The organism is Devosia elaeis (assembly GCF_001650025.1).
Lineage (GTDB): Bacteria > Pseudomonadota > Alphaproteobacteria > Rhizobiales > Devosiaceae > Devosia > Devosia elaeis.
Window position 1 is genome coordinate 1 of the sequence record NZ_LVVY01000116.1, and the last position, 22,715, is coordinate 22,715.

Here is a 22,715-nt window from a genome sequence, read left to right on the forward strand (position 1 = left end):
GCTGGATGTTCCACATGGCCCCGCCATAGGCGTCGGTGAACTGTGTCAGCGCCTGCGGCAGGGTGAACATCTGGGTCGAAGAGAGGAACACGATGGGTTCGAGATAGAGGTTCCAGGAGTGGAGGAAGGTGAAGATGGCCACGGCGCCGAGGGCCGGTTTTGCCAGCGGCAGGGCGATGGTCCAGAAAATCTTGAAACGGCCGAGACCATCGACGCGGGCGGCTTCCTCGAGTTCGTTGGGGAGCGCGATGAAGAACTGGCGCATGACGAACGTAGCAAAGACCGAGGGCGCGCCGAAAATGGGCACGAGGATCAGCGGCCAATGGGTGTTGATCATGCCCCAGCCCAGGAACATCTGGAACAAAGGCACGATGGTGACTTCGGACGGAATAAGAAGGCCAAGCAGCACGATCATGAAGATGGCATTGCTGAAGGGGAATCTGATGCGCGCGAAGGCGTAGCCGGCCATGGAGGAGATGACCATGGTGCCGCCGGTGACCAGCGCGGCGATATAGGCCGAGTTCCAATATTGCCGGGCGAAGGGCTGCAATTCGAAGACCTGGGCATAGGTCGAGAAATCGAAGCGGCGCGGCCAGAGGTCGGGCGGGAAGGCGAAGATGTCGCTGATCGGTTTGACCGATGAGGTGATCATCCACCAGGTGGGGAAGACGAAGGGGATGAGCAGAATGCACATCAGCCCATAGAGAGCCGTCTTCATGCGGGGGCTGAGATCAGTTTTCATAGAAGACGATCCGCTTGCGGAGCTGCCACTGAACGAAGGTCAGGACCGCGACGATGACGAAGAGCAGGATCGACAGGGTCGAACCATAGCCGAAGAAGTGGAACTGGAAGGCCTGCTGGTAGAGGTAATAGACGAGGACCGTGGTGGTCATGCCGGGGCCGCCCTGGGTGAGAACCGCGATCTGGGCGAAGACCTGGAGCGAGCCGACGATGGTGATGATCGAGGTGAGCAGGATCGTGGGCGAGATCAGCGGCAGGGTGATGCGGCGGAATTGCTTGAAGGCGCCGGCGCCATCGACCCGCGCGGCCTCGTAGAGTTCCTTAGGCACGCCCTGGAGGGCGGCGAGGAACAGGATCATGTTGAGGCCGACATTCTTGAAGACCTGCACGACGACGACGGAAATCATGGCCGTGGTGGGGGTGCGCAGCCAGTTGGGACCTTCCACGCCGAGCATGGCCAGCATGCCGTTGATGCCGCCATTGTTCTGGAGGAGGAAGCTCCAGACGATGGTCCAGGCGACGAGGGAAACGACGACCGGCGAGAAGAAGAGGGTGCGGAAGACGACGATGCCTTTGAGCTTCTGGTCGAGGAGGACCGCGAGGAGGAGCGCCAAAGTCATGTTGAGGACGACGAGGCCTGCCGAGAAGATGGCGGAGGCGAGGAGCACCTGGGGCAGGTTGGGGTCGGCCAGCAGCATCTGGTAATTGGCGGCGCCGACGAAATTGAAGCTCGAGGCCAGCACGTTCCATTCGTGGAGGGAATACCAGAAGACCAGGCCAAGCGGCACGAGCACGAAGGTGATGATGCCGATGAGCTGGGGGGCGATGAAGACATAGCCTGCCGCCGCGTCGCGCCGGGCGATGGTCCAGAAGGGCGGCTTTGGGTTTGGCGAGGCCGAGGCACTCATGGGTTTGGTTCCTTCGTCGCTCCCTCTCCGTTTGGGAGGGATCAAGGTGGGAGTTCTCTTCAGGCGCCGGAGCGTGTGGAGAGAACCCCCCACCCTGCTCGATCACGGACTTAGCAAGCTAAGTCCTATCTCGCTTCCCTCCCCACAAGGGGGAGGGTGGGATGCGGTGGTTTGGGCGAGATCGTGCCAAAAACTCGATCCGACACCTCCCCCTTGATGGGGGAGGTTGGGAGGGGATGTTGGCTGGGCGAGATAGCCAAGCCAGCTCTCCCGCTTAACGCGCCAGCAGTGGGCCGACGCTGGAGCACACGTTTCCGAGCACGGCGGCGACGTCGGCATCGGGAACCCAGAGGGCATCCAGGCCAGCGCGGATGGTCTGCTGGATCTGGGCGAAGTTGGTGTGGCCCGGAAGCACGGTCCCATTGGCGATGCCGGCGATCACGACAGTCTCGATCTGCTCGGGGGAGAGCAGCGGATTGGTCGAGGCCAGGGTTTCGGTGTTGAGCAGGCTCGCGCGGGCCGGCGGGAAGAACTGGGCCAGCTTCTTGGAATTTTCGGCATTGGTCATGTAGCCGAGAAATTCGACGGCGATATCCTTGTTGGCGCTCTGGGCGAAGACGCCGACTCCGGCCTGGCCGACCACGGCATAGTCACCGGCTGGGCCGGCCGGCAGCGGCACGAGGTCCCAATCGAAGGGGTTTTCCTTGGGCAGCAGGGAGGCGCGGCTGATCTGGGTGATGGTCATGCCGGTTTCGCCGGCGAAGAAGTCGATGTCCTCGCCGGGGCCGGGCATGGCCTTGTCGGTGAAGATCGCCTTGTGGATGGCGGTCATCGCATCGACCATGGCCGGTTCGGTGAAGGTGCAGGTCTTGCCATCGGCGCTCCAGGGCGCGGCGCCCCAGCCGTTCCAGATCGAGGCGAGGTTCTGCCAGGTCTGGAACTTGAAATCGCGCACGACGAGGCCGGTCTTTCCGGACTGGCCGGCAGCAGCGGCGGAAGCGAAGGCATTGTCCCAGGTCCATTCGCCGGCGGCGATCTGTTCGGCCGGGGTCTTGGCGCCGGCGGCCTTCAGGACGTCATTGTTGGCGAAGATGGCGAAGGGCGAGGTGGAGAACGGATAGGCGTAGAGCTGGCCGTCTTTGGTCCAGAGTTCGGTGGCCTTTTCGGTCACGTCGGCCAGGTCATAGCCGTCCATGGCGGCGAAGGCATCGGTGAGCGGCGCCAGAGCGCCTGAATTGACGAAATCGGCCGCCGTGGTTTCCAGAATCCAGGCGAGATCGGGCGGATTGCCGCCAGCGATCTGGGTGGTGAGTGTCGTCGTATAGCTGTCGAAGGGCAGCGGTTCGAAGCTCACCGACACATTGGGATGGCTGGCCTTGAAGCCTTCGGCGATCTCGTTGAACATGGCCAGGTGCGCCTCGTTGGCACTCCAGATGGTCATGCGCAGATTGACGGCCTCCTGGGCCCAGGCCGTGCCGGTAGCGGCAAGGCCGAGGATGATGCCGGCGGTCGCCGCCGTGGTCTTGAGCAGGTGTCTTGTCATGGTTTCCTCCCGTGAAGACATGTTTGCCTAGTAGCCCCGCACGTCGGGCCAGCGGATTTCGATGCCTTCCGCATAGAGACGTGCCTGGAATTGGGTGAGCAGGGAATCGTCGGCCTGCACCTGGTGCGGCGTAAGCCCGTTATCGAGGCAATGGGCAGCGAGGAGCCCGGCGACCTCGCCGACATTCCACTCGACCGGATGCAGCCGGTAGCAGCCATTGGTGATGTGGGTGGTGCCCATGTTCTTGCCGCCGGCCAGCAGGTTTTTCACGCGGCGCGGCAGGAGCGAGCCGAGGGGGATTTCGAAGGGCGCGGATTCGACATCGACGTAATTGTCGCCACCCGTGGAAGGGTGGAGGTCGATGCGGTACATGCCGATGCCGACGCTGTCGCGGTAGTGCCTGGACAGCGCATTGCCGTGGATGGTCATCGAGACATCCTGCTCGACGATGCGGGTGACCGGCAGGAGGCGGCGGCTCTCGCGGATATAGGGGGCCATGGCAAGGCCATGATCGGTGCCGGTAATGTCACCGCGCAGACGCAGGCCAGGAAAACCCTGGCCGCCATCGAGGCGGGGCGCTTCGGTCTGGAGCCAGTAGAAGACCGAATAGGAGAGGTCGGCCGCCGACTTGAGATGCGCCGCCTTTTCCTCCTCGGAAACGTCGATGATGGAGCCGAGCATGTAGTCGATCATCGGCCAGTTCACGAGGCAGATGTCCGAGCCATAGGCGCCGGGCACGAAATTGCGGCGCGCGGCGATGCGGCGGAAGGTCCAGAGATTGCCGTCGCCGGGATTGCGGCGCTGATCGGCATCGACCAGCAGCGGATCGTCATCCGGGTTCGGGGTGAAGCTGCGCTCGGTGATTTCGAGGGTGCGCGGATGGGGCGCCTTGAAGCCGAGCAGCGGACCGCCCCAGAAATCGGGCTGATATTTTCGCCAGAAATCGTAATTGGCCGGCTTGTCGATAACCTGGTTGCCGTCGACATGATCGATGGCGAAGCAGACGGAGACGGCCTGCACATTGTCGGGCTGCGCCTCGGCCGGCGCACTGGGCTCGCCGGTATCGGACTGGGATTCGAAGCCCTTCGCATATTCGGTGCCGGTCAGGGGCAGCAGGTCGCCCAGTTCGGTGGCATCCACCATATAGGGCGCCGAAACGACGATGCGGTCGCCGGTGTCGCGATGCACGAGCGTGACGGCGCGGACAATGTCGCGATCAACCTCGGCGGCGACGGGGCGATAGGGCTTCATGATCCGCAGCTTGCCGCCGCCGATATAGGGCATGAGCATGGCGTCGATGACGGCCACGCCGACTCGCGGCTCGGCACAGAGCCGGCTGACCCAGCCGGCGCCGGGATTGAGATCGCCCCAGGCGCGGCTTTCCGCATTCAGCGGATAATGGTCGCGATAGAATTGGCGGATGCCATTGCGCAGGTGGCGATAGGACCGGGTGACGCCGAATTGCTCGACCCAGGAATGCTCGTCGGGCGGCACGGCCTGGCTGGTCAATTGCCCGCCGAGCCAGTCATATTCCTCGGTGAGGATAACGCTGCGGCCCGAGCGCAGGGCGCCCAGGGCGGCGGCGACGCCACCCAGGCCACCACCAACAACAAGCAGGTCTGCGGAGAATTCTTTTGTCATCTGGTCTTCTTGGTCTTGGAAACGGGGATGCCGAGGGTGTCGCCCTCGACGGGGTCGCAGGGCAGCAGCAATTGTTCGATCGGAGCGTCGTTCTCGACGCGCCGCACGAGCATTTCTGTTGCGGCGCGGGCCATGGCCTCGCGCGGAATGACGAATGAGGTGAAGCGCCGGCCCGGTTCTTCGGCGCGGATGTGGTTTCCGAGCACGACGATCGAGAGATCCTCGGGAATGACCAGGCCGCGGGCGCGCGCTTCCTGCTCGACGCGGATCGCATCGGCCAGCTCGGTGAAAAAGACGCAGGTGGCATCGGCGGCCAGCAGCACGTCGAGCACTTCGCCAGCCGGGCGCCCCACCGCGAAGATGCTGGTCACCAGTTCCGCCTCGCCAACGGCGCGCGAAAAGCCATACCAGCGGTCAAGCGTGGATTCGGCCCCCTCGCAAAGCCCGACATAGGCGATGCGGCGATGGCCCAGCGCCTTGGCGCGCTCGACGAGGGCGGACGTAGCCGGCGCATAATCGCCGCCCACATAGGGCACCGGGCCGCCGGCATCGTCACGGCGGCCGACGGCGACAAAGGGAAAGTCACCGGCCACGAGCCGGGCCAGTTCGGTATTGTCGAACCGCCGGCCGAGGATCACGCAACCATCGGCAAGACGCAGCCGCGCGTTCTGGCCGAAAATCTTGCGGTCGCGCCCGGCGCCGGTCAGCAGCAGCAGGTCATAGCCCAGGCTCTGCGCGGCCTCCTCGATGCCGAAGAGGAACGGGGTGAAGAAATCGGCCTGCTCCAGGGGAAAGGCGGGCTCATAGGTGAAGACGCCCAGGATGCGGTTGAGACCCTTGACCATGCGGCGCGCCACCGGATCGGCCACATAGCCGGTATCGCGGATGACCTTCTCGACGCGTTCGCGCGTCTCGTCGGGAATGCGGTTGCGGCTGGTCGAGGTGCCGTTGAGCACGAGCGACACGGTCGCCTGGCTGACGCCGGCAAGCTGCGCAATGTCCTTCTGGGTCAGTCGCTTCGTCGGCGCCACCCGGTCCTCCCGTGCTGCTAATGCGTATTAGCGCTAATGCGTATTAGCAGCGCGCACGGCCCGCTTCAAGAGGGCAAATACGCGTAGAAGATCACACGTCCGGTGCGCCGGGACCGTGCAAGCCGGCCGCACCGGCGCGGTCGCATCGCCCGACCTTTATCGGGATACGGTCCGGCAATCGTCCGGCAGGTCGTCGACGATCCGGGCCAGGTCTTCGATGATCCGGCTGTAATAGTCCGGGTTGATATTGGCATGGGTCAGGTCGGAACAGACGAAGGCGTCATAATCCGGGCGCAGCAGCAGCACCGAATTCCAGGCTTGCTCCGCCTCCTCAACGCGGCCGGCCCGCGACAGCACGGCGGTCCGAACCAGCCAGTAGCGGTAATCGGCCGGCAGGGCCTGCTCGTCCAGATAGTGCAGCGCCGCCTCCAGATTGTCCGAAACATATTGATCGAGCGCCAGCATCAGATGGCCGGCCGAGGCCATGGAGGGGATTTGTTGCAGGCCGGCCGCAATCAGCGGCAGGCCCTGGTCCGAGCGGCCGATCGAAACAAGGGCCTTGCCGATCAAGAGCTTGAGCTGGGGGTCGCCGCCATAGCGGTCGAGCATCCAGTTCGCCAGGCTGTCGAAGGCGGCGACCTGCCCCGTATCATAGGCCATTGCCAGGCGCGCCATCCGCGGGAAAAAGGTTTCCGGCGACAGCGCGCCCGCCCGCAGGGCCGCCTGCTGCTGCTTGACGTGGAAGGGGGCCGGGTCGCGGCCGAAGGAAGAGGCGAAGTGCCCCTGGCGGTGATAGGCGAGGCTCAGCAGGGCCCAGGCCTGCCCATTGGTGGGATAGTTTCGCGTCACCCTTGCCAGGCAGGTCGCGAAATTGTCCAGCAGAAGCGTGTCCTCGGTATAGATCTGACGCTGCGCGCCGGCCAGGCAGGCATAATCGCTCTCGAAATCGGCCTGGTGATCCCGATCGAGAATGATGGGAATGGCGCCTTCCAGACCGAGCAATTCGCCGGTGATCGCCTGGACGATCGCCATGGGCGCATCGTCGCCGACGGGCATTGTCCGGTCGGAGGCCCACATCACCTGATGGGTGCGCATATCGGTCAGATACCAGCGCACAGACGCGTTTTCGTCGGACAATCGTATGCTCGCGGCCAGCGAAAAGACGTAATGGTCGGACCAGGCGGCGGCCGGCAGAAGGCTGCCGGTGACACTGGGAACGAGGGATGCCCGCTCGGCATCGACCACGGTTACGCCGTCATATCGGGTCAATTGCGCAATCAAGTGCCCGCCCACTGCCCCGCCCAGATCCCCGGCGGTGTCCGGCTCGGCCTCGACCGGCTGGACCACGATCCAGACGCGGCCAAGCCCGGATTCGGCCTCGTTCTCGGCAAAGAAGTTCGTCCACAATAGGAAAGCGGATGCCGGAATGACGGTCAGGGCCAGGGCGGCGATTGCCATTGCCCATAAAGGGAGCCCCAGGCGCCTGCGCCAATTGCCGAGGGGCGCGCGCCTCGGCCGCGGCACGAACGGCGTTCCGATTGCCGTATCCCCCGTTTCCGGAAACTCGAAGACGGGAATGTAATGGCCGCGGGGCAACCGAATTACGACTTTGTGATTATTTCCGGTCTCATTGTAATATTTGGCCAGGGCGCTGCGCAATCTATTGGCGGTGATGCGCACGATCGGATCCTGAGACGGGTCGAAATCGGGCGCCCTCCCCAAGGCTTCGATGGCAACGGAATAGGCCTTTATCCGATCGGCACGACCCTCCAGGGTCTCTCTAACAACATAGCAAAGAAATTTTCGTATCTGCTCCGCCTCGGAAAAATATTCCGAAGAGCAAATCTGTCCCAGGGCATCCAGAACGTCTTCTCGACTTCCTATCGCCTGCTTCTCAATAGTCAAAACGCCACCTTTATCGCATGCCGCAAAGCAAAAAGGTACAAACTTACAACTCTATTAGACCCACCCACCCCCGATGATTTTGAGCAACGTTCTGCGCATATGCATATACGAATCGTCGTGTTCGAAAGAATCTAACGCCTCAACGACAATCAATTCAATGCCCATGGCACTCCCACAAAGTTGCAACGGGCGATTTTTGCGCAATACAATTTTATCTAAATTGTATTTTTATTGTACTCATCTGGATATCGATCGCTTTTTTCGTTCCATACGCGCACGAATTCATAATTCCTCTCGCCCAAACAACACCAAAATCCGTTCAAAGGCAGGTTTGTTACGGTAAGTTCGGATCGATTGCTTCGGCCGCAACCCTCCGAATTTATTGCCTTTTTTCGCGATGCTGCCAGGGGTGCATACCGTTTGTTACTCACGGCCGGTTTTTCGCGGGGCCTAAGTTGAGCCTCAGCGCGGGTACAGGACGATTGTCGCCCTGCATCGATGAAGGCGCTTCCCGAAACGGAAGTGCAGCGCGCAAGTGGAGGCCAAACATGAAAAATACTCTTCCAATATTGGCAGGCGCATTGACGGCCGCCCTGATGATGGCACCGTCGGTATCGGCCCAGTCGCTTCTGGGCGTAATCGGCGGTTCCGACAGCGGCGCTCTCATCACGATCGGTTCCGGCAGTGCCGGCGATAGCGGGCTCGTCAATCTCGGACTTGGCGGCGGCGGCGGTAATATCCTCGATGCCAATGTCGCACCGAGCACGGGCGGCGGATTGGTCAATGCCAATGTGAGCAGCGGCGGCAATAACGGCCTGCTCAATGTCGATGCCGGCGTCGGCGGCGGATTGGTCGATGCCAATGTGGGTGTGGGCGGCAGCGGCGGTCTGCTCGACGTCGATGTGTCAATCGGCGGCGGCGGCTCCAATGGCCCCGGTGGTCCTGGTGGACCCGGCGGACCTGGCGGCCCCGGTGGTCCGGGTGGGCCTGGTGGTCCCGGCGGCCCCGGGGGGCCTGGTGGCCCCGGCGGTCCGGGTAATCCGGGCGGTCCCGGCGGCGGCGGTGGTGGCGGCGGCGGTAGCGGCATGGCCGCACTCGGCGGCGTCGGCCCGGCGGCCTGTATCGGCGCCGATCCCCAGGCTGCGCTCGCCCTGTTCAACAGCACTGCTGTGACCGATCGAGCCATGTCGCACTGGCACAATGCCAGCGACGTGCAGATCTTCCCGGTCAAGCTGTGCGGGCCGCAACGCAACCAGCTGGCCGCCACGATTTCGGCGAGCCCGAAGCTGGGTGTGATGCAGACTTCGGTGATGACCGCGCCGGCCGTGACCACCGCTATCAACCGCGCCGGCTTCAGCGCCCGCAACGTGTTTGCGGTGGCCAACAATTTCGGCCGGCTGACCGTTTACGTCTACTAAGACGCACAGACTCCAAAGGGACGGCCTCGCGCGAAATATTGCGCGGGGTCGTTTTGGTTTTGGGCGCGCATGGTCAGGCGGCGATCCCAACCAGGGCTCCCAAGGCGCCGAGCGTGCGACCGGGCGAGCCCGACCCCGCGAGAGCGCGATCAGGCCAGCTTGTGCACATGCAGCCAGCCGGCGCCGTCGCAATCGAAAAGCGTTTCGACGCCCTGGGGAATGCCCGCTTCGAGCGACAGGGCAATGACGCGCGAGGAATCCCAGCCCGCGACCAGGACATGGCCGGGCCGGACCAGGATGTGCTGGGGCCAATGCACGCCGGTATCGATCTCGGACACCAGGATGGGCATGGGACCGCCGACATCGAATGTCGCCAGGGAATCGTAGCTGCGATTGGCGACATAGACCTGGCGGCCATCCGGGGACGAGCGGATATCGCCGGGATAATTGCGTTCCCAGCGGGTTTTGGCAGGGCCGGTCAGGCGGGTGCTGCGCACATTGGCCCATTGCTCCGGCGCCGCGCCCAGATGACCCACGATCAGGCTCTCGCCCAATTCGCCGCTGATGGCCAAGCGACCGTCCGGCAGCACGACAGCATGACGGGGGCCGGTGCCGGGCGGCACGGCGGTCGTGCGTATCTCGGTGATCAGTCCGGCGTCGTCGGCGTCCGGATCGAGGGCGAATTCGCGAATGCGGTCGGCGCCGAGATCGATGATCACCAGCGTGCCACCGATGAAGAAGGCCTGGTGCGGGTGGGCGTCATCCTGCCGGTCGGCCTCGGGTCCGCCGCCGCTCAGCTTGAGCGACAGGGGCTTGCCGGTGAAGGCGCCGCGCGCGTCCAGGCGCTGCAGGGTCAGCGTGCTGGAGGTGTAATTGGTGGCGATCAGCACGCGCCCCGAGGGATCGACTTCGAGGTCGCAGGGTTCGGCGCCCTGGCTCGAACCTTCGGAGAGCTTGGTCTCACCGGCAGCGTCGATGCGCCAGGCATGCAGGCTGCCCTCCTGGCCGATGCCAGCCGTTCCATAGACAACCGGCAGGGAAGGATGTCCGGTCAGGGCCGACAATTGCCGCACGGCGCCGACCTGCCGGCCCTGCCATCGACCGTCCTGCGGGCGCCATAGCCAGAGGCCGTGACGATCCTCGATGCCGCGCGAGGCGACCAGCAGAACCTCATTCTCTTCCAAAGTCACATTGCTCATCTTCTACTCCGAAGCGCCCGGCTCAATAGGTTGCGCGGCCGCCCGACAGGTCGAAGACCGAGGCGGTGGTGAAGCTGTTTTCGGCGCTGACCAGCCAGGCGATCATGTTGGCCGCCTCTTCCACTTCCAGGAAGCGGCCGCGCGGGATGCGGCTGAGCATGTAGTCGATGAATTCGGGCTTGAGCTCGTTGAGAATGGCGGTCTTGGCGGTGGCGGGGGTCACTGCATTGATGGCGATATCATATTTGGCGCATTCCTTGCCGACCGCCTTGGTCATGCCGATGACGCCGGCCTTGGCGGCGGCATAGGCGCTGGCATTGGGATTGCCTTCCTTGCCGGCGATCGAGGCGATATTGACGATGCGCCCGTAATTGCGGGCCTTCATGCCCGGCAGCACGGCGCGATTGACGTAGAAAGTGCCATTGAGATCGATGTCGATGACGCGCTTCCATTCGTCGAGGTCATACTCGTCGAGCGGCGCGTTCTTGCCGGCGATTCCGGCCGAATGGACCAGGATGTCGATGCGACCGAAAGCCTTTTCGGTGGCCTGGCGGGCGGCTTCGACCGAGGCGTAGTCGGCGATGTCGGTGACCACGACATGGGCGTCGGGGAGCACCTGCCGGGCTGCGTCGAGGGCCTTAGAGCTTAGATCCCAAAGGGAAATCGTCGCCCCATCCCGCGCCAGCCGCCGGGCGACGGCGAGGCCGATACCGCCCGCGCCGCCGGTGATCACCGCGACTTTTCCTGCAAAGGCCTGCTGCATGTTTCCCTCCTGCTGCATTGAAATCGCAGCACGCCCCCGCCCCTGTCAACGCCCGCCTTTCGGCCTTTGCGGTTAGCAGACTGTTAACGTTGAGCGTGACTATCGGTGAATGAGCAGGTTCAGCCGATCGTATCGCGGCGCAATTGCGACGGGGTCAGGCCATAGGCCTTGCGGAAGTGCTCGTAGAACTGGCTCTGGCTGGAGAAGCCGGCCTGGAAGGCGACATTGGCCACAGTCAGATTGCTGTCGAACAACAGGCTGCGGGCGCGGATGAGGCGCATGCGGGTGACGAATTTCTGGATCGAGATATGCATCACCTTGGTGAAGATATTGGTGGCGTAATTGGGGTGCAGGCTGACCACGCTGGCGATGTCCTCTACGGTGAGGGGATCGGCGATGTTCTCGACGATATGGCGCACCATGCGGACCACATAGCGGACGGGGCTGGCGGTGCGGCTGCGGGCGGCGCTCTTTTCGACCCAGGCGGGCAGCAGCGTGTCCCAGCCGGTAATGGCGGCGCGGCGGAACATGGTGCCGATCTCGGCGCGCACCAGGTCGGAGCGAAGCGAATTGCCGCTGCGATAATCGCCGTGCCAGCGCTCCAGGGTTTCGAGGCCGATACATTCGGGACTGAGCTGGACCACACCCCCGCCCATCAGCGTCTCTGTGAGCCGGCCGAGCTGGGGCATTTCGAGAAAGGCATCCATAGGCAGGTAGATATTGAGCTGGCGGGCCTGTTCGGCACCCTGCAGGCCGACTGTCTGGTGCGGAATGCCGGCCCAGAAGGCGACGAGCCGATTGGCGCCCACGGTGAGCGGGCCGCCATCGAAGACGTAATCCATGCGCCCCGCCGTCAGCCAGTTGAACTCGATATGGCCGTGACTATGGGGCGCGGCCATGATCTGGGGCGGGAAAGCGCGAATGCCGAAGCGGCCGAAGGCCTTGCCCGAGGCATAGAAGGAGCGGTCGGGCCGCGGGGTGGGACGCGGCGCCTTCTCGCGGGCCGGACGGGGGCGGGGCGCATCGGCATCAACAATCATACTTTTCCCCCAGGCTCTTAGAAATCCGGAATTCTTCCCTATCATTCCGGATTGCATCCGCCCCCGCAAGAGTTAGGCTTCATCCTGCACGGAGGCATGCCGGAGAGGAGAAATCCGGCCCGGGCGCATTCGCCGATGCCCCGATGCGCGATGGGAGGTTCTATGACAAAGCATATCTATGCCCTTGGCGGGGCAGGACTTTTGCTGTCCGTATCCATGCTGGCGCTGCCGGCGCAGGAATTGACCGGCACGCTGCCCGACCCACCGGAATTCGCCGCGCAGAGCGAACCGATCTTCGTCAGCGTTTCCGATATCCAGGAATATAAGGCGCTGCCCGAATATCACGAACCCGACTGGGTGACGGCGAAATATGTCGAGGCCGGCACCCTGCCGCCCGTGGCCGAGCGCCTGCCCAAGGAACCGCTGGTGTTCAAGACGGGCAACATGCCGGACGGGATCGGCGTCTATGGCGACACGATGCGCCATGTCATCGGCGGCCGGCCCGAGGGCTGGAACTATATCGGCGGCCAGAGCCAGGGCTGGGGCGGCATCGATATCGGCCTTTCCGAATGCCTGACGCGCACCGGCCCGCTCTTCATGGTCAAGGCCGACGAGCTCGAGCCGCTGCCGAACCTGGCCAAGAGCTGGGAATGGTCCGAGGACGGACGCGAATTGACCATGCACCTGATCGAGGGCGCCAAATGGTCCGACGGCGACCCCTTCGACGCCGATGACGTGATGTTCTACTGGGAGGACAATGTCCTCGATCCCAATGTGTCGCCGCTGAACGGGGCGACGCCGGAAAGCTTCGGCGTGGGCACGACGCTGGAAGCGCTCGATCCCTATACGATCAAGTGGACCTTCCAGGAGGCCTTCCCCACCCAATATCTCTATACCATGGCCTATGGCACGTTCTGTCCGGGGCCGAGCCATATCCTCAAGCCCGAACATCCGAAATATTCGGACAATACCTACGACCAGTACAAGAACGCCTTCCCGCCCGAATTCATGAACATGCCGGTGATGGGCGCCTGGGTGCCGGTGGAATACCGGCCGGACGACATCATCGTGATGCGCCGCAATCCCTATTACTGGAAGGTCGACGAGGCGGGCAACCAGCTCCCCTATCTCAACGAGATGCATTACCGGCTCTCGTCCTGGGCGGATCGCGACGTGCAGGCCGTGGCCGGCTCGGGCGACTTCTCCAACCTGGAACAGGCCGAAAGCTATGTGGAATCGCTGCGCCGCTCCTCCGAGGACAGCGCGCCCGCCCGCCTGCAATTCGGCGCCCGCACCATCGGCTATGCCCTGCAGATGAACCTGTCCGGCAATGGCTGGGGCGAACCCGACGAGCGCGGCCAGGCCGTGCGCGATCTCAACCGCAATCTCGACTTCCGCAAGGCGGTCAGCATCGCGCTCGATCGCCAGCGCCTGGGTGAATCGCTGGTGCGCGGCCCCTTCACCGCCATCTATCCGGGCGGTCTCTATGCCGGCACGGCCTTCTACGACAAGGATTCGACGGTCTATTATCCCTTCGACCTCGATGCAGCCAATGCATTGCTGGACGGGCTGGGCCTGGTGGATACGGACGGCAATGGCGTCCGCAACTTCCCCGAGGGCACGGCCGGCGGCGCCGATGTGGAAATCACGGTGCTGGCCAATTCCGATTACGGCACCGATACCAACCTGGCCGAAGGCGTGATGGCCCAGCTCGAACCGCTCGGCCTGCGTGTCATCGCCAATTTCCTGCAAGGCAATGCCCGCGACGACAGGGCCGCGGCCGGCCAGTTCGACTGGCAGGTCGTCCGCCAGGGCGCCGAAATGGTCTCCATCGTCCAGAATACCGCCGCCCTGGCCCCGACCGGCCCGCGCATCCACAGCTTCCACCGGGCCAATGCCGAAGGCGAACTCGACCTCCTGCCCTTCGAAGAAGAGCTGGTATCGCTGGTCAATCAGTTCGTGACCACCAGCGATGTCGAGGAGCGGGCCGAACTGATGAAGCAATATCAGCGCATCTTCACCGAGAATATCTATTCGGTGGGCCTGACCCAATATCCGGGCGCGCTGATCATCAACAAGCGTTTCGCCAATATCCCGGCGGGTGCCCCGATCTTCCAGTTCAACTGGGCCGAGGACAACATCATCCGCGAACGGGTCTTCGTGCCGGAAGACCAGCAGGGCGCTTACGAGCTGCACCCCGAAACCCTGCCGGGCGAGCCCGGCGGCGCGGGCCCGGTGTGACGTGAAGACCTTGAGGGGCGGTGGTCGCCGCCCCTCACCCTAGCCCTCTCCCCGGAGGGGCGAGGGGACGAAAGGGCCCTAGGTCCGCGCAAATATCTCCCGATGAGGCCCGATGCTTCGATTTCTTGTTTTCCGCATTCTCGGCGCCATACCGCTGCTGTTCCTGCTCAGCGTGGTAACCTTCGCCATCATCCAGGCGCCGCCGGGCGATTATGCCGACTATATCCGCTCCATGCTCATCAATATGGGCGGGGTGCGGCCGGACCTGGCCGAAGTGCAGGCCGAGGCCTATCGGCAGGCCCATGGCCTCAACGATCCGCTGATCGTGCAATATTTCCGCTGGATCACCGGCATCCTCACCCGGTTCGATTTCGGCCATTCGCTCTATTACAACAAGCCGGTGGGCAATGTGATCGCCGAGCGGCTGCCGGCGACGATCCTCCTGGCGCTGACCTGCCATGTCCTGGCCTCGCTGCTGGGGATCACCCTGGGCATCATCGCCGCCACCCGCCAATATAGCTGGGCCGACACCATCCTGGGCATCATCTCCTTCATGGGCATGACGATCCCGCGGTTCCTGTTGGCCATCGTCATTCTCTACGTCCTGGTGTTCCGCATGGGCGTCAACGAGATCGGCAATTTCAATTCCGCCTATTGGGGCGGGCAGCCCTGGGGCTGGGGGCGGTTCGTGGACCTCGTCGCCCATGTCTGGCCGGTGGTGTTCATCGCCACTTTCGGCGGGCTGGCCTATAATATGCGCGTGATGCGCGCCAATCTGCTCGACGTGCTGAACAGCCAATATGTGGAGACCGCCCGCGCCAAGGGCCTGCCCGAGGGCGCGGTGATCATGAAGCATGCCGTGCCCAATGCGCTGCATCCGCTGGTCGCCTATCAGGGCGTGGTGCTGCCCTATATGCTGACCGGCGAAATCGAGGTGGCGATCGTGTTCGGCCTCGCCACGGTCGGCCCGGCCATCGTGGGCTCGATGGGCGTGGGCGACGTCTTCGTCACCGCCAGCTTCATGCTGGTGCTCGCCGCCACCCTGATCATCGGCAATATCATCGCCGACCTGCTGCTGGTCGCGCTCGATCCGCGCATCCGCCTGGGAGGCAACAAGGAATGAGCCGCAACGACAATCCCTCATCCGTGCCGCTGCCGACCGACCTGCAGGCCGGCCCTGCCCCGACCCCGGCCGAGGAGGCCGATGCCGCCCCCGCCGCGACCCGGCACGGCTCCGGCAACGAGACCTATGGCGCGCTGGTCTGGCGCCGGTTCCGCCGCTCCACCATGGGCATGATCGGCCTGGTCCTGGTCGTCCTGCTCCTGGTGGTGACCATCTTCGCCGATTTCTTCGCGCCGATGGATCCCAGGGCCACCCATTTGCCCTTCGCGCCGCCGGACATGATCGCCTTCCACGATCCGGAGGGCAATTTCAGCCTCATTCCCCATATCTATCCCATCGGGGATACGGGCGAATTCGACCCGGTGACCTTCCAGCCGCTGACCGGGCCGGTGCTGGACGATCCGACGCCGACGGGCTTTTTCGTCCGGGGCTACGATTACCGCATCTTCTGGGTCATTCCGGCCAATATCCATTTCTTCGGCGCCACCGACGGCCGGCCGCTGCAATTGCTGGGCACCGACAAATTCGGGCGCGACATCCTCTCGCGCGGCATTGTGGGCGCGCGCATCAGCCTGATGATCGCGCTGGCCGTGGTGTCGCTCACCACCATTATCGGCACGCTGGTGGGCATTTCCTCGGGCTATATCGGGGGGGCGCTGGACGCCTGGGTGCAGCGTTTCGTGGACTTCGTGCTGGCCTTTCCGCAATTGCCGCTCTATCTGGCGCTGACCTCGCTGATCCCGGTGACGGCGCCTTCGAACATCTTCCTCACCTTCGTGATCTTCGTCATGGCGGCCCTGGGCTGGGCCCAACTCAGCCGGGAAGTGCGCTCGAAAACCCTGTCGCTGGCGCGGATCGAATATGTGCGGGCCGCCATCGCCGTGGGCGCCTCGGACCGCCGCATCATCCTGCGGCATATCCTGCCCAATGTGCTCAGCCACATCATCGTGGCGGTGAGCCTGGCCATTCCGGCCGTGGTGCTGCTGGAAAGCTTTCTCGGCTTCCTGGGCTTCGCGGTGAAGCCGCCGCTGATCTCCTGGGGGCTGATGCTGCAGGATACCGGCACGTTCTCGGTGATCGGGTCCTATCCCTGGATTCTCTCGCCGGTCGTGTTCGTGCTGATCACCGTTTTCGCGTTCAACGCGCTCGGCGACGGGCTGCGCGACGCCGTCGACCCCTATTGAGGAGCGGACGATGACACAAGCCAATCTTGCGCCCGCCGAACGGCACGACCTGGGCCAGCATGGGCGCGAACTGATCCTGGACGCGCGCAATGTGGGCGTGGATTTCAAGGTCGAGGGCGGCGTGGTGCATGCGGTGCGCGACGTGTCCTTCCAGCTCCACAAGGGCGAGACCATCGCGCTGGTGGGCGAGAGCGGTTCGGGCAAGTCGGTGACGGCGCGGGCCTTGATGAAGCTTCTCACCAAGCGCGCCAGCATCCTGCCGCAGACCCGCATCAGCCTGGCCGGCAAGGACGTGGTGGCGATGAGCGACCGCGACATGCGCAAGCTGCGCGGCAATGACATCGCCATGATCTTCCAGGAGCCGATGAGCTCGCTCAACCCGGTCTATACGATCGGCCAGCAGATCTGCGAGATCATCCACCTGCACAATCGCGTCTCGCGGCAGGAGGCGATGAACCGCGCCGAAAAACTGCTCGAAGAGGTGCGGATCCCCGAACCGCGGGCCCGGCTCAACAATTATCCGCACCAGCTTTCGGGCGGGCAGCGGCAGCGGGTGATGATCGCCATGGCGCTGGCCAATCGGCCGGACGTGCTGATCGCCGACGAGCCGACCACGGCGCTGGACGTGACGGTGCAGGCGCAGATCCTCAACCTGATCAAGGATCTCAAGGACAAATACGGCATGGCGGTGATCCTGATCACCCATGACCTGACCATCGTCCGGCAGTTCTCCGACTATGTCTATGTGATGCAGAACGGGGTGGTGCAGGAGCACAACGGGACCGAGGCGCTGTTCGGCAATCCCCGGCATGCCTATACAAGGCACCTGCTCGCGTCCGAACCGCGCGGACAGGCGCTGCCGCTCGAGGACGGCGCCCATGAGACGGTGCTGGAGGGCAGGAATGTCAATGTCACCTTCACGCTGCGGCGCGGCGGCTTCTTCAAGCCGGACTTCTTCGACCTCAAGGCGGTGGACAATCTCGACATCAAGCTGATGCGACACGAGACGCTGGGCATTGTGGGCGAGAGCGGCTCGGGCAAGACCACGTTCGGGCAGGCGCTGGTGCGGCTGATCGGCAATCAGGGCGGGCAGATATGGTTCGATGGCGAGCGGATCGACGGCAAGGACCGCAAGGCCATGCGGCCGCTGCGCAGCCGGATGCAGATCGTGTTCCAGGACCCCTTTGCCAGCCTCAATCCGCGCATGTCGATCCGCCAGATCATCGAGGAGGGGCTGGTGGTCAACAATATCGGCGCCAATGGGCGGGACCGCCTGGAGCGGGTGCGCCAGGCGCTGCGCGATGCCGGCCTGCCCGACAATATCCTGCAACGCTTTCCGCACGAATTTTCCGGCGGGCAGCGCCAGCGCATCGCCATTGCCCGGGCCATCGCGCTGGAGCCCGAATTCATCCTGCTCGACGAGCCGACCTCGGCGCTGGACCTGTCGGTGCAGGCGCAGATCATCGACCTCCTGCGTAAGCTGCAGGATGAGCGCGGGCTGAGCTATCTGTTCATCAGCCACGACCTCAAGGTGGTGCGGGCGCTCTGCCACCGCGTCATCGTCATGCAGCAGGGCAGGATCGTGGAAGAAGGGCCGGTGACGGAGGTGCTCAGCAATCCGCGGACCGAATATGCGGCCCGCCTGGTCCGCGCCGCCTTCGACATCGCGGCCTGAGAGGGCGCCAACGGAAACGGCCTCCAGCATGGACACTGGAGGCCGCAGCAGAGGCGCGGGAGGACGCCCCTTGTCAGCGATGCGCGCCGGACAATTCGCGCAATTCCTCGACCGAGCGCACGCGCTTGCGGGCGGCGCCGTCCCAGTCGCGGGTCTTGACCGTGGACTTGGCGATCCGTTCCCTGGCCGCCGGCACGGCATGGGCATATTGGGGCAGCCATTGCGCCTGGGCGACGACCATTTCATCGACCATGGCCCAGACCTCGTCGGGCGTGCAGATGGCCCCGACCAGCGGATCGTGCAGCACGGCGAGCTTCAGAATATCGATATCGCCCTTCATGGCCGCTTCGACCGAGAGGCGCTGCACGCTCACCGAGACCGAGCAGGTGGCGGCGCATGCGGTGGGCAGGGTGATGCCCTCGATCATGTTGATGCCGAAGCGGTCGACATAGCCGGGGCTCTCGATGATGGCGTCGTGGGGCAGATTGGTGATGATGCCATTGTTGCGGCGGTTGAAATGGCCGCGATAGGTGCGGCCGGTTTCCATCGCCTCGATGATGTAGCTGGCATGCTCGCTGGTGCGCTTATACTGGTCGAGCGGCTTGGCCGCCTGTTCCTTGAACATGGGAAAGTCGGTTTCGAACCAGTTCCGCCGCTCGGTGGAGTAGCGCAGATAGCCGCCGGTCTCGCCATGGATCCAGTCGCTCATGTCGATCCAGCGGCCGATTTCCTCGGGACGCTTGCGATACCAGGGCAGGTATTCGGAGAGGTGGCCATTGCTTTCGGTGGAATAGACGCCGAAGCGCTTGAGCACGTCGATGCGGACCTTCTCGGTCTTGGAATAGACCGGATGGGCCTCGAAGCCCGCGATCAGCTCATCGGCCTCGATCTTGCGGCCCTTGGCGCGGATATCGATATACCAGGTCTGGTGGTTGATGCCGGAGCAGACATAATCGAGTTCGCTATCGGCCACGCCCAGCACCTGGGCGATCTGGTGCGCGCCATGCTGGACGCCATGGCAGAGGCCGACGACATTGACCCCGCCATAGAGATCGGCGGCCCAGGTGTTCATGGCCATGGGATTGGCATAATTGAGGAACAGGGCGCCCGGCTCGGCCACCTCGCGGATATCCTTGCAGAAATCGAGAATGACCGGGATGTTGCGCTGGCCATAGAGAATGCCGCCGGCGCAGATCGTGTCGCCCACGCATTGATCGACGCCATATCTGAGGGGAATGGCAATGTCGGTGGCGAAGGCTTCGAGCCCCCCGACCCGCACGCAGCTCATGATGTAGCGCGCCCCGGCAATGGCGGCGCGGCGATCGGTGGTGGCGCTGACCCTGGCGGGCAATTTGTTGACCGCCACAATGGTCTCGATCACCTGGCGGACCATGTCGAGATTATGCGGATTGATATCGGTCAGGGCGAATTCGACATCGGCGAATTCGGGCACCATCAGCAGGTCGGAAATGAGCGTTTTGGTGAAGCCGATCGAGCCGGCGCCGATGATTGCGACTTTGAATGACATCAAATCCTCCCGATGCGCCGCGGGGAAAGGGCGCTGATCCATTGCTAGCGCGGGGCGGCCGGAGGATGGTAGAGAAAGCTTGTGCGACATCAGGTAATTTTGTGCTCTCCCAGCTCCTCGACCATGGCCATGACATTCGCGTGCTGGACCTCGCCAAGGCCCCGGTGCCGCTGCATTGCATGGCGGTGAGCGCCGGCTATGAGCAGCGCCGGAACGAGGTCTATTCCTGGGACGGATTGCAGCGCGGCACCTCCCCCTTCGTGGTCATCCAGCACACGCTGTTCGGCGAGGGACGGCTGGATTTCGCCGGCACGCGCCATCGGCTGCTGCCGGGCCAGACCATGGTTTTGACCATGCCCCACGCGCATCGCTATTGGCTGGAGCGGGGCGGGCATTGGGAATATTTCTGGATGGTGCTCAACGGCCAGGAGACCCTGCGGCTGGTGCGCGAGATCATCGCGGCGCGCGGGCCGATCCTGCGCCTGCCGCCGGACATCATCAACCGGCTGGCCGGGGCCTGCCTGACCCTGATCGACAGGCCGCAGATCGGGAGGGGCGAGGCCTCCAGCGCCGCCTATGCGGCGGTGAGCGCGCTTTATGACGGCGCCTTTGCCGATGCGGTGGAGAGGGAGCCGGAGCGCCCGGCCGCCCTGCAGCGGGTGGCGCTGCATGTGGAGGCCAATCTGTCGGCCGCCCTGCAGGTGGAGCAATTGGCGGCCATTGCCGGCATGAGCCGGGCGCATTTCGTGCGGCAATTCAGCGCCGGTTTCGGCATGCCGCCGTCCGAATGGGTGCTCAGGCAAAGGCTGGACCGCATCGAGCGCCTGCTGGTCGCCACCGATATGAGCGTCGCCGCGATCGCTCGGCTCACCGGATTTTCCAGCGCCAATTACCTCGCCAAGACCTTCCGCCGCGCCCGCGGCACAGCGCCGCTGCAATTCCGGCAGAACAGGCGCGGCGCGGGGTGAGGGCCCGCGGCAGCGGAGCCGGCGGGGGCGCCACGGAGCCCGACGCCCGGACCGAGCGCGAAGTGAACGCGTCGCGACCCGACCAGCGGGGATTGTCGCCGAACTGACATCGAACCGTAGTCGGAGCGCCACATGGATGCCGTAGCAGCCCCTCGTTCTTGCACCAACGGGGCACTCTTATGTCGATCTCTCGCACTTTCACCACCCGCTTCACCAAGGCCGCGCTCGCGCTGCTGCTGGCGACGAGCTCGTCGCTGGCCATGGCGCAGGAGCGTCCCGACCTGGTGGTTGGCGTCGCCGATCTGCCGGCCACGCTGGAGCCCGGCAAGGAGCTGTCCAATGTCGGCACCCGCGTCAATTACAGCATCTTCGACACGCTGATCCGCCGCGACTTCCTCTCGGACGAGGGCGGCGGCGGTTCGACCCTGGTGCCGAGCCTGGCGACGAGCTGGAGCCGCATCGACGACCGCACCCTGGAGGTGAAGCTGCGCGACGACGTCACCTTCCACAATGGCGCCAAGCTCACCGCCGAAGACGTGGTCTTCACCTTCTCGCCGGAACGGCTGAGCGGGGAAAATGCGCTGCTGCCCGAGGGGCCGGCCTATTTCTCGGTGCTCGAAGCGGTCAAGGCGATCGACGACACCACCCTGCATTTCATCACCAAGGGCCCCGATCCGCTGCTGGAACAGCGCCTGGCCTCCTGGGCCTCCTGGATCGTCAACAAGGCGGATTGGGAAGCCAAGGCAGCGGAAGATGGCGGCGTGCCGATGTTCCCGGTCGGCACCGGCCCCTATATGCTGGACAGCTATCGCGCCGACGAGGCCATTCGCCTGGTGGCCAATGATGCCTATTTCGGTGGCACGCCCACCGCCGCCTCGGTGACCTTCCGCGAAGTGCCGGAACCCTCCACCCGCGTCGCGGGCCTGGTCTCGGGCGAATTCGACATCATCACCAATGTGGCGCCGGACCAGATCGACCAGATCAATTCCTATGACGATATCGAGACCCGCTCGGTGGTGCTCGCCAATTCCCACGTGCTGGTCTACAACGTCACCGATCCGGCGCTGAGCGATGCGCGCGTGCGCCAGGCGATGAACCTGGCCATCGATCGCGACCTGTTGAACCAGGCCCTGTGGGGCGGCCAGGCCGTGGTGCCGAACGGGCACCAATATCCCGAATTCGGCGACATGTATAATCCCGACCATGTCGGGGTCGAATACGATCCGGAGCGCGCCAGGGCGCTGCTCGAGGAAGCCGGCTATGACGGCGCGCTGATCCGCTACACCACCCAGCCGCATTACTACCTCAACGCGCTGCCGGCCGCCCAGGCCATCATCGAGATGTGGAAGGACGTGGGGCTCAATGTCGAGCTCAACGTGGTGGAAAGCTTCTCGGGCGTCGATTTCAAGACGCTGCAGGTGCGCACCTGGTCCAATTCCACGCGCTATCCCGATCCCGTCGGGGGCCTGTGGAACCTCTGGGGTCCGTTCGGCAGCCCGCAGCGCACCAATCAGAGCTGGATCGGCACCGAGAATCTGGAGCGCTTCAACGCATTGGGCGCCATCCTCGAAAGCACGGTCGCGCTGGAGCCGCGCCAGCAGGCGGCCTGGGAAATGCTCGACATCTGGAAAGAGGACGCGCCGGGCACCGTGCTCTACCAGCCGCTCGAAACCTATGGCGTGGCCAAGGACGTGAACTGGCAGCCCTACACGTTCTACTACATGGACCTGCGCCCCTATAATCTCAGCTTCGACGCCCAATAATGGCCGGGCTCGCAATCGAGGCGGGAGGCGGCATTGTTGCCGCC

General features: G+C 64.1%; 18 protein-coding genes. 8 read left to right on the forward strand and 10 right to left on the reverse strand.

The features are described 5' to 3' along the window. The 6 genes from A3840_RS15185 to A3840_RS15210 all read right to left on the reverse strand — a co-directional run. Positions 1–742: carbohydrate ABC transporter permease (locus tag A3840_RS15185; RefSeq protein ID WP_067458678.1), on the reverse strand; the 742-nt coding region annotated here is incomplete at its 3' end. Next, on the reverse strand, positions 732–1,649 hold the full coding sequence (locus A3840_RS15190; protein ID WP_067458642.1) for a carbohydrate ABC transporter permease: 918 nt from the start codon (positions 1,647–1,649) through the stop codon (positions 732–734). The genes A3840_RS15190 and A3840_RS15185, both read right to left, overlap by 11 nt. 274 nt (positions 1,650–1,923) lie before the next feature. Next, positions 1,924–3,192 carry an ABC transporter substrate-binding protein gene (locus tag A3840_RS15195; RefSeq protein ID WP_067458645.1) on the reverse strand — a complete coding sequence of 423 codons (1,269 nt, stop codon included), beginning with the start codon at positions 3,190–3,192 and terminating at the stop codon, positions 1,924–1,926. 27 nt (positions 3,193–3,219) lie between these two features. Beyond that, a complete protein-coding gene (locus A3840_RS15200; RefSeq protein WP_067458648.1) occupies positions 3,220–4,833 on the reverse strand; it encodes an FAD-dependent oxidoreductase in 1,614 nt (537 codons plus the stop codon). After that, positions 4,830–5,864: a LacI family DNA-binding transcriptional regulator gene (locus A3840_RS15205; RefSeq protein WP_067458651.1), complete on the reverse strand. Its 1,035-nt coding sequence runs from the start codon at positions 5,862–5,864 to the stop codon at positions 4,830–4,832. Before A3840_RS15205 ends, A3840_RS15200 begins: the two co-directional genes overlap by 4 nt. Positions 5,865–6,020: 156 nt before the next feature. Then, positions 6,021–7,322, reverse strand: coding sequence for a tetratricopeptide repeat protein (locus A3840_RS15210; RefSeq protein WP_067458653.1), 1,302 nt, complete (start codon positions 7,320–7,322; stop codon positions 6,021–6,023). A 123-nt stretch (positions 7,323–7,445) separates the two neighbouring features. Between A3840_RS15210 and A3840_RS19480 the strand changes: the two genes are divergently transcribed. After that, entirely contained in the window at positions 7,446–7,904 is a 459-nt protein-coding gene (locus A3840_RS19480) for a hypothetical protein (RefSeq protein WP_131798345.1), read from the forward strand. Between the two features lie 413 nt (positions 7,905–8,317). Next, a complete protein-coding gene (locus A3840_RS20050) occupies positions 8,318–9,187 on the forward strand; it encodes a hypothetical protein (RefSeq protein WP_245676638.1) in 870 nt (289 codons plus the stop codon). Positions 9,188–9,336: 149 nt separating this feature from the next. Here the strand turns inward: A3840_RS20050 and A3840_RS15220 are convergent, their stop codons facing one another. The 3 genes from A3840_RS15220 to A3840_RS15230 all read right to left on the reverse strand — a co-directional run bounded on the left by A3840_RS15220 (position 9,337) and on the right by A3840_RS15230 (position 12,189). Continuing rightward, complete coding sequence (locus tag A3840_RS15220; RefSeq protein WP_067458659.1) at positions 9,337–10,386, reverse strand: lactonase family protein; 1,050 nt, start codon at positions 10,384–10,386, stop codon at positions 9,337–9,339. Positions 10,387–10,408: 22 nt separating this feature from the next. After that, positions 10,409–11,149 carry an SDR family NAD(P)-dependent oxidoreductase gene (locus A3840_RS15225; RefSeq protein WP_067458681.1) on the reverse strand — a complete coding sequence of 247 codons (741 nt, stop codon included), beginning with the start codon at positions 11,147–11,149 and terminating at the stop codon, positions 10,409–10,411. Positions 11,150–11,268: 119 nt separating this feature from the next. Continuing rightward, on the reverse strand, positions 11,269–12,189 hold the full coding sequence (locus tag A3840_RS15230; protein WP_067458662.1) for a helix-turn-helix domain-containing protein: 921 nt from the start codon (positions 12,187–12,189) through the stop codon (positions 11,269–11,271). Positions 12,190–12,351: 162 nt separating this feature from the next. On the opposite strand from A3840_RS15230, the gene A3840_RS15235 reads away from it, so the two are divergent. From A3840_RS15235 to A3840_RS15250, 4 genes are all read left to right on the forward strand, one after another. Then, positions 12,352–14,430 carry an ABC transporter substrate-binding protein gene (locus A3840_RS15235; RefSeq protein WP_067458665.1) on the forward strand — a complete coding sequence of 693 codons (2,079 nt, stop codon included), beginning with the start codon at positions 12,352–12,354 and terminating at the stop codon, positions 14,428–14,430. A gap of 112 nt (positions 14,431–14,542) precedes the next feature. Next, on the forward strand, positions 14,543–15,553 hold the full coding sequence (locus A3840_RS15240; protein ID WP_067458669.1) for an ABC transporter permease: 1,011 nt from the start codon (positions 14,543–14,545) through the stop codon (positions 15,551–15,553). Then, the gene (locus A3840_RS15245) at positions 15,550–16,737 is read left to right on the forward strand and encodes an ABC transporter permease (RefSeq protein ID WP_082903942.1); all 1,188 of its coding nucleotides are present in this window, start codon (positions 15,550–15,552) and stop codon (positions 16,735–16,737) included. The genes A3840_RS15240 and A3840_RS15245 overlap by 4 nt, the downstream gene beginning before the upstream one ends. Positions 16,738–16,747: 10 nt before the next feature. Further along, positions 16,748–18,412 (forward strand): ABC transporter ATP-binding protein, encoded by a 1,665-nt coding sequence (locus A3840_RS15250; protein ID WP_082903943.1) that lies wholly within the window; start codon positions 16,748–16,750, stop codon positions 18,410–18,412. Between the two features lie 73 nt (positions 18,413–18,485). Here the strand turns inward: A3840_RS15250 and melA are convergent, their stop codons facing one another. Next, on the reverse strand, positions 18,486–19,940 hold the full coding sequence (gene melA, locus A3840_RS15255) for an alpha-glucosidase/alpha-galactosidase (protein ID WP_067458689.1): 1,455 nt from the start codon (positions 19,938–19,940) through the stop codon (positions 18,486–18,488). A 101-nt stretch (positions 19,941–20,041) separates the two neighbouring features. Between melA and A3840_RS19490 the strand changes: the two genes are divergently transcribed. Together A3840_RS19490 and A3840_RS15265 are read left to right on the forward strand one after the other, a co-directional pair. Further along, positions 20,042–20,908, forward strand: coding sequence for an AraC family transcriptional regulator (locus tag A3840_RS19490; protein ID WP_067458672.1), 867 nt, complete (start codon positions 20,042–20,044; stop codon positions 20,906–20,908). Positions 20,909–21,087: 179 nt separating this feature from the next. After that, positions 21,088–22,671: an ABC transporter substrate-binding protein gene (locus A3840_RS15265; protein ID WP_067458675.1), complete on the forward strand. Its 1,584-nt coding sequence runs from the start codon at positions 21,088–21,090 to the stop codon at positions 22,669–22,671. Positions 22,672–22,715 lie beyond the last annotated feature (44 nt).